Source organism: Streptomyces guryensis, assembly GCF_021261325.1.
Lineage (GTDB): Bacteria > Actinomycetota > Actinomycetes > Streptomycetales > Streptomycetaceae > Streptomyces > Streptomyces guryensis.
Genome location: NZ_JAJSBI010000054.1, coordinates 1 through 12873, shown reverse-complemented (window position 1 = coordinate 12873; position 12873 = coordinate 1). Strand labels below are relative to the sequence as shown.

At 67.5% G+C, this 12873-nt stretch carries 11 protein-coding genes; 3 read left to right on the top strand and 8 right to left on the bottom strand.

Going from position 1 to position 12873, the window contains the following annotated elements:
• Window positions 1–13: 13 nt before the first annotated feature.
• From LJ657_RS47230 to eccB, 8 genes are all read right to left on the bottom strand, one after another.
• A complete protein-coding gene (locus LJ657_RS47230) occupies window positions 14–241 on the bottom strand; it encodes a hypothetical protein (RefSeq protein WP_232655912.1) in 228 nt (75 codons plus the stop codon).
• A 1164-nt stretch (window positions 242–1405) separates the two neighbouring features.
• Entirely contained in the window at window positions 1406–2623 is a 1218-nt protein-coding gene (locus LJ657_RS47225) for a S8 family serine peptidase (RefSeq protein ID WP_372488080.1), read from the bottom strand.
• 207 nt (window positions 2624–2830) lie between these two features.
• On the bottom strand, window positions 2831–4372 hold the full coding sequence (locus LJ657_RS47220) for a WXG100 family type VII secretion target (protein WP_232655909.1): 1542 nt from the start codon (window positions 4370–4372) through the stop codon (window positions 2831–2833).
• 42 nt (window positions 4373–4414) lie between these two features.
• A complete protein-coding gene (locus tag LJ657_RS47215) occupies window positions 4415–4753 on the bottom strand; it encodes a hypothetical protein (protein ID WP_232655908.1) in 339 nt (112 codons plus the stop codon).
• A gap of 55 nt (window positions 4754–4808) precedes the next feature.
• Complete coding sequence (gene mycP, locus LJ657_RS47210; RefSeq protein WP_232655907.1) at window positions 4809–6017, bottom strand: type VII secretion-associated serine protease mycosin; 1209 nt, start codon at window positions 6015–6017, stop codon at window positions 4809–4811.
• Window positions 6018–6322: 305 nt separating this feature from the next.
• Window positions 6323–6613 (bottom strand): WXG100 family type VII secretion target, encoded by a 291-nt coding sequence (locus LJ657_RS47205; RefSeq protein ID WP_232655906.1) that lies wholly within the window; start codon window positions 6611–6613, stop codon window positions 6323–6325.
• 95 nt (window positions 6614–6708) lie between these two features.
• Window positions 6709–7020, bottom strand: a complete 312-nt coding sequence (locus tag LJ657_RS47200; protein ID WP_030944974.1) for a WXG100 family type VII secretion target — start codon at window positions 7018–7020, stop codon at window positions 6709–6711.
• A gap of 259 nt (window positions 7021–7279) precedes the next feature.
• Window positions 7280–8863, bottom strand: coding sequence for a type VII secretion protein EccB (eccB, locus tag LJ657_RS47195; RefSeq protein ID WP_232655905.1), 1584 nt, complete (start codon window positions 8861–8863; stop codon window positions 7280–7282).
• A 455-nt stretch (window positions 8864–9318) separates the two neighbouring features.
• Between eccB and eccE the strand changes: the two genes are divergently transcribed.
• From eccE to LJ657_RS47180, 3 genes are all read left to right on the top strand, one after another.
• Window positions 9319–10635: a type VII secretion protein EccE gene (gene eccE / locus LJ657_RS47190; protein ID WP_232655904.1), complete on the top strand. Its 1317-nt coding sequence runs from the start codon at window positions 9319–9321 to the stop codon at window positions 10633–10635.
• Window positions 10635–11480 carry a hypothetical protein gene (locus LJ657_RS47185; protein ID WP_232655902.1) on the top strand — a complete coding sequence of 282 codons (846 nt, stop codon included), beginning with the start codon at window positions 10635–10637 and terminating at the stop codon, window positions 11478–11480. Before eccE ends, LJ657_RS47185 begins: the two co-directional genes overlap by 1 nt.
• 178 nt (window positions 11481–11658) lie before the next feature.
• On the top strand, window positions 11659–12873 hold a 1215-nt coding region (locus LJ657_RS47180; protein ID WP_308117156.1), incomplete at its 3' end, for an SCO5717 family growth-regulating ATPase.

The window sequence follows — 12873 nt, the reverse complement described above, 5'->3', positions numbered from 1 at the left end:
GGCGGTGCCTGGTTCAGCCGAAGTCACTCGCCAGGGAGTTCATGCTCTGCGTGTTCGCGGTTTCGGTGCGCTGATACAGCAGTCCCGTGTTGCCGCACTGACTGGCGAGGTTGTCGCACTTGGCCACAAGTGCGGAGACCTGATCCGACCAGGTCTCCGCCAGGCCGGAGAGCGCCCCGCCCAGTCCGCCGTCCCAGTTGCCGGCGCCGAAGTCCCGGGACGCCGAACGTGTCTCGTCCACCGGATGAGCACCACCGGTTCGCGTCTGGCCCGCGAGCTCGTGCGCGCCGGAGCCCGCACGATTCAGTGCTCCTGGATCCTCGATTCCCGTCCCGGCTGACACGCCATGTCCCCCATGTCTATTACGTTCCGCATACAGCGGAAGACGCCCATGTCCGACGTGATCACGTCGGTAAAAAGTGAGTATAGCGCTCCCCATGACTGCTCGGGGATGCCGATTTTTCTGGCGGTACGCCTTTAGCTTCCCGAGGACACGTCACGTTCTTCAGCCCGCCCCGGTATTCGGCCGATAGTTCGCATCAGACCCAAAGGGTTGCGGCGATGCACCTGCCTGAGGGAAGGAAGGCGGAGGAGAGGGCGGGTGCGGTAGATACGGCGTCTGGAACTGGAACTTCGGTGGCCCCACCCGCTGCATCGTGACGTACGCACCAGGTTCCCGGCTCGTAGGCCACGCGGAAACTCGATAGCCGTATTGCTCTGCCCACCAAGCCGTCTCGGCTTGCGACATCCCGACACCCCAGAACCGGGCTCGAATCTCCGGACTTCCATCAAAAGACTCGAAGAACTCGGCTTTCCGTCGCGCCTGTACGGACTTGGAGCCGAAGAATTGCCTAAAACACCAAATCGGGATCCCAATAGCACTCCCGAGCCCGATGAGGATCAACAGAATCAGCACCGCATTGGACATCGTCGCAGATCACTCCCCAGATGCCGCTGAAGCTCGATTTCTCGCAGGTGCCTGGATTTGAATCAGCAGACCTTTTCCCTACTGACCCTGGCACGGGGGCTGTTGACCGTGGGGATTGGGGTGTTGAGGAGGCTGTGCATGAGGTACGGCGTACCCGTAGCCCTGATTGGGGGCGGGGGCTGGATACGGCTGTTGGGCGGGAAATGTCGGCTGCTGGGGCAGGTAGCCCATGTGCTGCGGGTAAGCGCCGCCGGGAATACCGCCGTTCATTGAGTTACGGCGATTACGGGTTACAGCGAAAACGGTGACGGCGGCAATCACGGCCAGGAGGCCGATGACTCCGATGAGGAGGACGATGGCGCCCATTGAGTAGGTTCCATTCTTGCTCTCGGGACGGTTCACTGCACCGCCGTGACGCACGCCTGAGAGGGCATCGATGGCCAACCATCCCCGGCGCCACTGGACGCGGAGCTACTTCTACTGCCCTTGGTGCGGGGGCTGCTGGGCGTAGGGGTTGGGATGCGGCGGTGACTGGCCGGGAGGCGTGGGGTAGCCCGGGTTGGGAGGGGTGTTGGGGTACGGCTGGTAGCCCGTCGGGGGCTGGGGCGGGTAGCCGGTGCCGTGCGGGGGGATTCCGCCGCCATCGCCGGGGCCACCATTGCCGCGGTTTCGGCGGCTGCGGATTACTGCGAAGACGATGCCGCCGATGACCACCACGGCGGCTGCGATGCCGGCGATGAGGAGGATGCCTCCGGAGGAGGAGTCCTTCTTTTCCTTGGCCTGGCTCGGGTTGTCGTTGCCCGCAGAGGCAGCGCCGGACTCCGTGGACGTGGACGGCGACGCCTTGGCCAGGGGACCCTCCTTGGAGCCCTTAGGGATGTTCATCGTCAACGCCGAGCCCGGGCGGGCGATGCCGTAGCCGAGTTCCTTGTCAGGGGCCGTCTTGCCCTTGTTGTTCAGGAAGGACGCCGACTTGACCAGGCGGTTGATGATCTGGCCTGCAGTTAGGTCGGGGTACTTGGAGCGGAGGAGGGCGGCGATGGCTGAGACATAGGCGCTGGCGCCAGAGGTTCCATTTGCCACCGAGTAACCACTCTTGGTATTGGGGTCAACCTGGGCGAGCTCCACTCCCGGCGCTGCGACGGTTACTTTCCCAGTGTTTGAGTCAGACCAGAAGCTGAGGTCTTTGTCCACACCGGAAACAGCAACCACACCTGGAAGGGCAGCCGGATAGGTTACAGTTCCCGAATCGTTGCCTGTAGCCGACACCAGCACGACATCGTGTTCTTGAGCATACGCAATGGCCTCGGCGCCCTTCGACCCTGGGTAGCCTCCACTATCACCAAATGACAGGTTAATAACTGAAGCGCCCTGGTCCACGGCATAGCGGATTCCAGCAGCCCAGGTTGCCGTGTTCTTATAGGAAACCTTTACTGGCAGGATTTTTGCTTTTGGCGCCAAGCCCATCACACCGGCGGAATCATTCACTCCGTGCCCATGGCCACCAATGATGCTGGCCATGGCCGTACCATGCCCGTCAGTGTCTTTGTGGGGATCTCCCGCACCGGTGAAGTCTTTGCCTGGCAGGACTTGCCCGGTGAGATCTGGTTGACTGGAATCTACACCTGAATCGACCACAGCAACCGTAACACCCGCCCCTTGGGAGATTTTCCAGACCTTTTCTGCGTTATACACCGTCAGCGGCCACTGGGCGTCTCGAACTTGATCGGCCGACGCGACTGGGGCCGAAGTGAGGAGCAAGGCTCCCGTCAATGCCACGACGCCTGTCGTGGACCAGACTCGTTTGAAACCCAATTCCTTGCTCCTCACTCAGCGATGGCTGGTGACCCAGCCTTCACACTTGGGCAGACGGCGACTTTCCGTCCGGTCCCGCTTGCATGCTTACTCGATGGTCCGCGGTACGTTGCGGTTGCGGTCCTCTTCCGAGATCCAGGTCTCTTCGTCCTCGACCAAGTAATCAGGACGGTCGCCCTGGCTGTTTTCCTTCTCGGACCGTCGGCCCTTGCCGCCTGCCCCGCCAGCTGCGCCAGCCTGCGTTCCGCCTCGGCTGCCGTGCAAGCCTGCACCGCCGCCGGCGCCCTTGCCGACCCCCTTGGCCGCACCGACCACGCCGCCACGGGCCCTCGCGAGAGCTCCACGACCGCCAGCGCTGGCGCCGCCTCGGCCAGCCGCGCCAGCTCCGCCACCGCCCATGCCGCCCATACCGGCTCGGCCTCCGGCACCACGGCCCGCTGCCGCGCCCTCTCCGGCCAGACCACCGCGACCGCCCATGGCTCCGATGCCGCCGCGTCCAGCAGCACTGGCCCCGAGACCACCTGCTTCGCCGGCAGCCAGGATGCCGGGACTCTGAGCTCCACCGGTACCGAGGCTACCGAGGCCGCCACCACCGACGCTGGGCCCGCCAACGCCTGTGCTGGGGCCAGGACCAGTCAGGCCGGGGGAGATACTGTCCACATTCGTCCTGGCTGTCGGAACCGTGGGAAGCTGCGAACCTCCTGTAATGCCCGGGTCACGGGGAACCGTAGGCGTCGGCTTAATGCTCGTCGTTGATCCGGCGCTCCACGGCTTAACCGTGCTGCCTCCAGTGCTTGGACGCGAGCTGCCAGCGGACGGCATGGCAATGGGGGTAGGCATCGGCGTCTGGGGGTTCGGGGGCGGGAAGGGGTCTTTTGGCTTTTGTTCCCAGCCTCCTCCCGCACTCGCGTAGGCCTTGTAATTGACCCCCAGCTGCTCCATAATCGCCACCCCCTTCAGCTGCTCTTCCTTACCCTTCGACAAGGAGTCGGCATTCGCCTGGCGAGCGGCGTCCGTGCTCACGCCCTTGTTGATGTCTGCGATCAGCTGCGCATCACTGCGATTGTCGTCCGTGAGCTTGTCCCAGGCCCGGTCCCAGCCGGAAGGTTCCTTGACGTCGCGCATCTTGGTGATGGAGTTCCGCAGGTCGTTCTGCACGGCGTGCATAGTTTCCGCGTAGTGATTGGCGTATGCAGCGCCGATCCTGATGTTCCCCATGATCTCGTTGGCCTTGTTGCGGAATGCCTCGGACGCGTCACCCTCCCAGTGCGCGAGGACGTTTTCCACAGCGCTCTGCATCATGCCCGCGACGCTGTCTTTCGCGGAAGTTTGGTCCACACCGCCGGTCTTGCCGTCACCGTCGCCACCCGACAGGATGTTGTGGACCGACTTCCAGTGCTGGCTGACCTCGTAGATCCGGTTGGGGTCCGCGTCAAGGATCATGGATCGCAGCTCGGGGATTCCCATCTTCATGAAGGGCGTGTCGAGCTTGCTGCGATCCGGACCCCCCATACCGCCGTCGGGGAGCGATTCGAGCTTCTCGTCGTGCTTGTCCTTGATCCGCTGCTTTTCTGCCTCTTGCTGGGCCTTGATTTGCTCAGGGCTTAGTTGGTACTCGCCGCCATACATTTTCGAACATCCCCTCCGTCAGAGACCCGGTTGCTGAACCGCTTAGTAGGCCGATCCACCCTTGGGAGCCGCACTCACACCTTGCGCGTTGGCGTGTTCCTGGTCGCTGTACTTGTCCCTGACCTTCGAGGTGCTCGTGCCGAAGTCGTCGATCAGCCCGTGCAATCCCTTGATGATGCTCTCGATCCGGGCCTTCTGCTTCTCATGCGCGCTGTGAAGTTCGTTGGACTCCAGGAACTTCATGCTGCCGAACGCCGTGCTCGGAATATCCGTCTCGTACTTGGCCTTGGTATTGGCCTTGTCCATGTCTGAGAGAAGGCCGTTGAGCTTGCGGATGACTTCATCCAGTGCGCTCAGATCAACCCGCATTCCGTTACTCATACCCCGTTGTCCTCTCCCCTGTTCTTCAAGATGTCAGCACCACTCAGTGCCCGGCTCATCGCCCAACCCGTCCAACCCGCCGACTCCGCCAATCCCGCACAGCCACCCCACTCCCCGCAACCACCAACACCAACACGAGCCCCGTCCCCAGCACATAGACAGCTGTCCGGCGCTCCCGTTCCGCCTTGCTCTCCCCCATGGTCACAGCCATGGGAACAACCCCGCCAGACCCGGTCTTCACCGCCGGATCAGGAGTCGGAGAGAACCCCGGTGTCGAGTTGTCCGACAGCGCGGCCACCGGGTCGATCACGCCCCAGCCGATGTAGCGGTTGGGGCCACGGCCCGGTCGCTGGGCCGTCTCCTCGATCCGCGTGGCGATCTGGGCCGCCTTCCAGGTCGGGTGCTTCTGCTTCAGCAGAGCCGCGACGCCCGCGACGTACGGTGCCGCGAAGCTCGTGCCGTCCGCGGTGCACTGGCCGCCCTTGGGGACCGTCGAGACCATGTCGACGCCCGGTGCCGCCACGTCCACGAAGTCGCCTGCCTGTGAGAAGTAGGCGCGTTCGTCGTTGCGGTCGGAGGCGGCGACCGCCAGGACGCCCGGGTACGCGGCCGGGTACGTTTTCGCGGACTTGCCGTCGGCTCCGTCGTTGCCGGCGGCCGCCACGACCAGGGCCCCCGAGTTCACGGCCGCCGTCACGGCGCTCTCCAGCGTCGAGTCGCTTTTTTTGTTCGCGGTGTCCGAAGAGATGTTGATGATGTCCGCGCGTGCGGCGATTGCAGCGCGGATCGCATCAGACATGGTCCCCGCGTTGCCCTGCTTGTTCTCTCCGCCCGTGTAGCGGAAGGAGAGGATCTTGGCGTTCGGCGCGATTCCCTCGAAGCCCGTGCCCTTCATCGGGCGAGCCGCGATGATGCCCGCAACCCGGGTCCCGTGGCCCTCGATGTCCTTGTTCGCGGCGCCGTCGACAAAGGACTTGCCGGCCCCGGCCATGGCACCGCTCAGCTGAGGATTTGAGCTATCAACGCCCGTGTCGATCACCGCGACCGTCACACCCTTGCCCGTCGCCTGCCCCCACATCTGGTCCAGCAGGATCCGCTGGAGGGACCAGGGCGTGGACTTGATGACGTCGCCGCCGAAGACGCATTCCGTGCTCGCTGCCAGACCGAACTTCGCGCCGCCGGAGGCAGGGCTGTCGGAAGCAGGTCCGTCGGATGCAAGCGCCGGCGGTGCCGACACCACGCACAACCCAGTCACCGCAAGCACGCCGAAAACCCGCTGCAGTGCGCGGGTTCCACTGTTGCGGTCGTTGCGGCTACGCGAACGGGCTCTGCGGCCCCCCACGTTCAGGCCCCTCATGTTCAGGCCCCCAGGGCTTCCTGACGTACCGATGCCGGACGTCCCGATGACGATTGTGGATATGGACGGGTATGACGACTGACGAGTGTGAAGATTTGCTGAATTTGCTGTGTACGGGCCCGAAGCAGAGGACGGCCCAGTCGACACCGTGGCGTCGGCTGGGCCGATTCTCTTCATCTCAGGTCCCTCAGGTGCCTCGGGTCGCCGACGGCTCAGCCCCAGGTTGCGGCGTTGCTCTTCTCGGTGGACTGGTAGTTCTCCGCCGCGCTCTGCAGCGCCGTGGAGATCTTCAGAAGGGTCTGGTGCAGGTCCGCAGCGGTCTTGTCCCACTCGGTCTGCTTGCGCTGGTAACCCTCCTGCGCCTCGCCTTCCCAGGTGGCGGCGACGCGCTTGACCGCGGCCTCGAGGTCGTCGAGCTGCTGCTTGATGCGGCCGGCGGTCGTACGCACGTCCGTGGAGGCGTTGGTGATGGTTGCGTAATTGACGAGGATCGACATCGTCATTCCCTTTCAGGAAGAATCGTTAGGAAGTCGTTCGGGATCGATCAGGATCAGTGGACCCCATGGGCCCAGTGGATCGGTCGGAGCCGGGGTACGGCTCAGCCGAAGTCCGACATGATCTTGCTGATCTCGGAGTTCTGCTGCTCTTCCGACGCGGAGTAGTTGCTCCGCGTGGAGTCCACGGCTTCCTTGATGTCGTTGAGGATGTCGCTCATCTTCTTCGCGTCCTGGTTCCAGCGCTCCTGCAGCTGGTGGTAGGACGTGGCCGCCTGGCCCTTCCAGCCGCCGGCGATCTGCTCGATCACTCCGTTGAGGCGGCGGATCTCGCCCTGCAGCTGACCGTTCGCGGTGCTGATGTCACCGGAGAGCTTGGTGAGTTCGTCCTCTGTTACCCGGAACTGGCCGGCCATGTTGAACCTTCCCCCATGTCGTTGTTGATCCGGGAAACCTGCGATGGTGCCCGGAGAAGCTTCGCACCGTTGAGCGCTGCAAACACTCTATCGTCAGCCTGTCGCACATCCACAGGCAAGACCAATCAGTTACACGGCTCACACACTTGAGCGATCATCTCGTGATCACCAGGTCGTTGCGTGCTCAAGTACGCATGCCTGACTGCCCGTTGGCGGGCCGACGGCTCGAACCGCCTGCCCACCAACAGACGTTCTTCGATCACTGGCTCTGCTCCTGCGACGCCGCGCCCGTGTCCAGCGTCGGGCCCTTCGGGATGAATTCCGCCCAAGTCTGCGGGACGAGCGTGAGGTTGGTGATGTCCCCGTACCCGAGCCGCGTACGCGCCTTGTCCGTCTCGCTCGCACTCTGTGACGAACCGTCGGAGGCCGGGGAGGAGGAAACGGCGGTGTTTCCCTTCGCCGTGCTGTCATTGTTCGACGGCAGTGCGTACCGCAGGCCCGTGTCGGTCAGCAGGTACTGCGCACCGCCGCCGCCGGCCGCGCCGGTGAGTTCCTTGAAGAGGAGGCCCGAGCCGGACGAGACGTAGGCGCTCAGCGAATCGGAGACGACCTTCTTGGGGAAGGCCGTCCCGGCCCAGGCAGCCAGCTGCGGCTTCCTGTCCGAGCCGAAGGTGCCCGTGTAGACGCTGCACGACGTGGTGCGGGCCTGGCCGGTCGCCGTGGTCGCGGGGTTGGCCTGGTGCGGAACCTGCTGGGGCCAGTCCTGGCCGCCGTCGAAGCGCTCCGGCTGGCCGCCGTTGGCGGTGAAGATGTCGCGGCTGCGGAGCTGGACGGCGTCATTGCTGCCGGTTCCCGCGTACGGCGACTGCTTGAGCAGCGCGGCGACGAAAGGCGTGATCGAGGCGATCTTGTTCTGGAGGACGACGTAGTACTGCTCGCCCTGCGCGTCCTCGGCCTTGAGTACGCGGCCCACTGTGCTCGCCGCGGCGGGAAGACCCGTGAGCGAGGTCGGCCGGCCCCCGCCGGTGACGGTCGGGAAGGTGATGGCCCCGCCGTCGTTGAGGGTGTTCAACCACTCCCGGCTCACGGGCTGCGCATCGGCCCTGCCGCCGATGACGGCGGAGCGCAGCTGCGCCATTTCGGTGGGGCCGAGGCCCGACTTTCCGCCCAGCAGGAAGCGGTTCCCCTTGCCGTCGACCAGGTATTCCAGCCCGCTCTTGCTGTCCTTGACGTACAGGGCCTCACCGGAGTCGACCTTGCCCGAGTCGTCGAGCGTCTTGGCATCGCCCGCATCGAGGACGAAGACGGCCCGGTCGATGGAGTTGTCCGAGCCGCCCCCCGATGCCGGGCGCTCGCACACCGCCCACGTCTTCGCCTTCTGCGCGTCGCTCGCGGAGGGCAGCCGGTCGGGAGCGTACGGGATCCCGATCGTCGCGCCGTGCGCGATGCCGCTCTTGTCGATCTCACTGCCGGAGACCTCGAGGACGCTGCCCTTGCCCTTGTCGAGGAGGAGCTTGGCGGACGCGTAGTTGAGGACCGGGTGAAGGACCTTCCCGCCCTTCGCCGCCTTGTCGGGGAGGACGACGTAACGGGTCGTGGAGTCGCTGTCGACGATGATGTACTCGCCGGCCGTGTCCCAGCCCGCCGGCGCCGTCGGCTTGATCACGCCGTAGGCGATGAAGCCGATCACCAGGACGACGCCGAGCGCCAGGCTGGGCGTCACCGTGCGCATGGGCTTCGGTGCGCCCTCCTCCGAGCCGCCCGGCGACGGTGCCAGGAACGCCGCGACGGTGCGCTTGCGAGCGAAGTTGTAGGCGGCGAGCTCGTCCTGACGCTTAGCCATGGTCCCCGTTTCTCCCGTTTTGTAGTGCCCGTTTGTACTGCCTGTGTGTACATGCGTGACCGTGCTCGTGATGCCCGACCGCGGCCGTGACGCTCGATCATGACCGTGACACTCGATCGCGCTCGAATCACCCGAATTCGCCCGAATTGATCGTGCCTAAAAGGCACTTCGGTCGCGCAGGCACCTACTATGCCCTGCGCCACCGGACGCCGGTTCACCAGGTGTTGGGCCGACCCCGCATCTTCACAGAGCTTCACCACAGCGCTTCACCATGCGGGGCCGGTCCGTGAAAGGCTGGCCACCTGGGGTTTCGGTGTCCCGTGTGTCGCCTCGCGTTTCGCAGCGGGTACCGTGAGCCGCCCACATGGATGTTGTGGGCCCAGTCATGGCCCAGTCGTGGCTCAGTGATGGCACGGTGAGCGGCCACATAGTTCTCGAAAGGGATGTCCCGGGGGATGACCAGCGCTACGAGCACTCGGCGCGGACGCCGCGCACAGCAGCAACAGGGAGGGCCGGGCGACGGACGTCGTGCATCGGCCTCCCCCGCCGCCGCGTCGCCGCGCACGCTTCCCCGCCCCGGCGGGCTGGGTCCGGTACGGCTGCAACAGCTCATCCTGGTGGAACTCGCGGCCGCGGTCATGCTGGCCGCATGGGCCGCCGACACCTCCTGGCTGCTGGCACCGGCCGGTGCCGTGGCGGTGCTGCTGCTTCTCCTGGCGGTGCTGCGCCGGGGCCGCCGTCCACTGCCCGAGTGGTACGAGACGACGCGCGCGATGCGGCAGCGCCGACGCGACGCCAAGCTGCCCGTACCGCCGGGGACGGACGCGATGCTGGTGCCGGTCGTGGAGTGCGACCCGGCCCTGCGGACGTACGGCTTCGTCTCCCGTGACAACCGCTCGATCGGCATGATCGGCGACGGGACCTTCCTGACCGCGGTCCTCTTCGTGCAGCCGGCGGACGAGCCGCTGCGCCCCGCGGCGGCCCACCGGCAGCTGCCGCTGCGGCTGGTCCAGGACGCCCTGGAGGTCGACGGCATCCGGCTCGCCTCCGCGCAGGTCGTGCAGCACACCCAGCCGGCGCCCGCGCCGCATCTGCCCGCGCAGTCGCTCGCCGCGCGGTCGTACGGACCCCTTCAGGCGCAGTCCGGTTCGCCCGCGCTCCGGCTCACCTGGGTCGCCCTCAAGCTCGACCCCGAGCTGTGCCCGGAGGCGGTGCAGGCGCGCGGAGACGGTGTTCCCGGGGCGCAGAAGGCGCTGCTGCGGGTGGCGGACCAGCTCTCCAGCCGGCTGGCCGGCGCCGGATTCAAGGCGACGATCCTGGATGAGAACGAGCTGATGCAGGCGCTCGCGACGTCCAGCTGCCTGAACCCGCGCGCCAACGCGCAGCACGGCCAGGAAGGACGGGCGCCCCAGCGCCGTACCGTCGAGGCGGTCAAGTCCTGGCGGGTCGACGACCGGTACCACACGACGTACTGGGTCTCCCGCTGGCCGCAGTTGGGCAACGGCGGTGTGGCGCTGCCCGAGCTGGTCACACGGCTGACCTCGCTGCCGGTGCTCGCCACGACGTTCAGCATGACCCTGAGCAAGGCCGGCAACCGCGGTGTCTCGCTCACCGGGCACATCCGGGTCACGGCCCGCGGCGACAGTGAACTCGGCCAGGTGGGACGGGAGTTGGAGCGGGCCGCCAGTGCCGCCAAGGCGGGTCTGGTCCGTCTCGACCGGGAGCAGGTCCCCGGAGCTCTCGCCACTCTGCCGCTCGGAGGTACCTACTGATGTCCTACCCCCCGCAGACCATGCCTCCGGGACAGCAGGGTCAGACCCCCGGCCGTACGACGCCGGCGCACGTGGCCTCGCCCACGGACACCGGCATGATCCCGATCATCCGGCAGCCGGAGGCACCGCAGCAGCAACGGCGCATCGTCAGCCCGGGGTTCGGGCTGCGCGGGCCGCGCCGCAACCGCCATGTCGTCACCGCCGACGAACTCGCGGCGATCAACATGCCGATCGGTGACGACGGCGTACTCATCGGCACCGACCCGGACTCCCAGCCGGCCGTGCTGGGCCTGTCCCGGCCGACCGCCTTCGACGTCGTCCTCGTGGGTGGCCTGTGGCTGGCCCAGGTGCTGGCGCTGCGCGCCGCCGCGACGGGTGCGCGCGTGGGCGTCGAGACCGGACGTCCGCAGGTCTGGCAGCAGTTGGCCCAGGCGGCGGGCGGCGGCCAGCAGTGTGTGACGGTCTATCCGGTGGGACGGGTGCCCGCTCAGGGGCCGTCCGTGTCGAGTCCGGTGGTGCTGATCCGGGACTGTGGTGTGCGCCCGCCGCGCGGGCGGGTGACATCCGTGCCGTGGCAGGCCGTGGTGACGGTGCTGCCGTACGTCAGCGAGCACGCGCCGCGCTGGCTGGCGCAGGCCCAGCTGGTCGGCATCCAGCGCATCTCGCCGCAGGAGATCGACGTCGTACGCGACACCCTGGGCGTCCCGAACGAGCATCTGCAGCACCTGCCGGCGCTGCACGAGGGTGCCGCCCTGTGGTGCACCCGCAAGCACCACAAGTTCGTGATGACCGAACCCACCGATGCGGAGACGGGCCTGCTCGGCGTGGCCCGACGGATGGACTGACGCGTCGTCGTCCTCGGGCCGCGCGTACGGAGCGCATGGGGGCTTTTCCGTCCCGCCATGCGAGTGATTAGGCTTCTGGTGGTGCGGTGACGATCGCAGTCGCGTGGGACTCGCCACTCGGTCCGCCCGGCCGCGACGACGACCAGCTCAGCAGCAGTGGCTGACCAGGAGGCAAGCAGTGAACAGGGATCGGTCCGAGTACAACGGCGGGAGCCCTTCCTCGGACGGGGACGATCACGAGGTGGATCTCACCGGCGAGTTCGAAATCGTCTACACGCCTCCCGCCTGGTACGCCCAAAGCACGCAGGGTGGCTCCACGGCCGACGGCCGGCAGGACGACGGGCAGCCATCGCCACCACCGCCGAGCGGACCGCCCATCGGAGCGCCCACCGGGCCCCCGGGCGTCGCACCACAGCGCCCCGCACCGCCCGCTCCCGCACCGGCACAACCGCCCGCCCAGGCCGCACCGCAGCAGCCCGCTCAGCCGTCGCAGCCCGCTCCGGCTCAGGGCACGGGTGGCTACGGTTTCCCGCCGCAGCAGTCCGCGCCGGGCACCGCCCCCGCGGCCCAGCCCGGCGGATACGGCTACCCCCAGCAGGCGGGAGCCGGTGCGCCGCCGCAGACGGGCCAGGACACGTCGGGCGGTTCCGGAGCGCCGCAGCAGCACATGCCCGCTGCGCCCCAGCAGCCGACGCCCACGCCACCGCCCGCCGCGCCCCAACAGCCCACCCCTGCCCAGCCGTCGGCCGCCGCGCCCGGATTCCCCGTGCTGCAGCCGGTCGACGAGGACACCCAGGGCGGCCCCTCCCCGTCCGCCACCCCGGCGGCGGGCGTCCCGGCCGCCGCCCCCGAACAGCCCGCCCCCGTACCGCCGTCGCCCCAGCAGCCGGAGGTCGAGCTCAACCATGCGGCCGCCGACGCCGAGGCGGCGCTGCTGTTCGGCGGTGGCGACGACGCGGAGCCGGAGGAGGCGCACGGCGACGAGCCGGAGGCGGGTGACTCCGCCGGTGCCGAGGACAACGACTCTGCACAGGCCGGCACCGGAGCCGCCCCGGCGACAGCTGAAGCAGAGCCGGAGGCACAGGCGGCGCCCGCCGCGCCCGCGCCCCCGCCCGTCGCTCAGCCACTGCCGCAACCGCAGTCCACCGGGCAGACCCCGACCCCGCCCCAGGCAGCCCCCGGACTTCCCCCGCTGCCGCAGGGCTTCGCGCCCGCGCACGGCCAGGGAGCGCCGCAGCAGCCCGGCCAGCCGGACCCGCAGGCGGCGGCCGGATACGGCTACCCGCAGGCTCCCGGCCAGCCCCCCGCCCAGCCGCAGCCGGGCCTGGGAGTGCCACAGCCGGACCCGCAGGCCGCGGCCGGTTACGGCTACCCCCAGCCCCCCGCCCAGCCG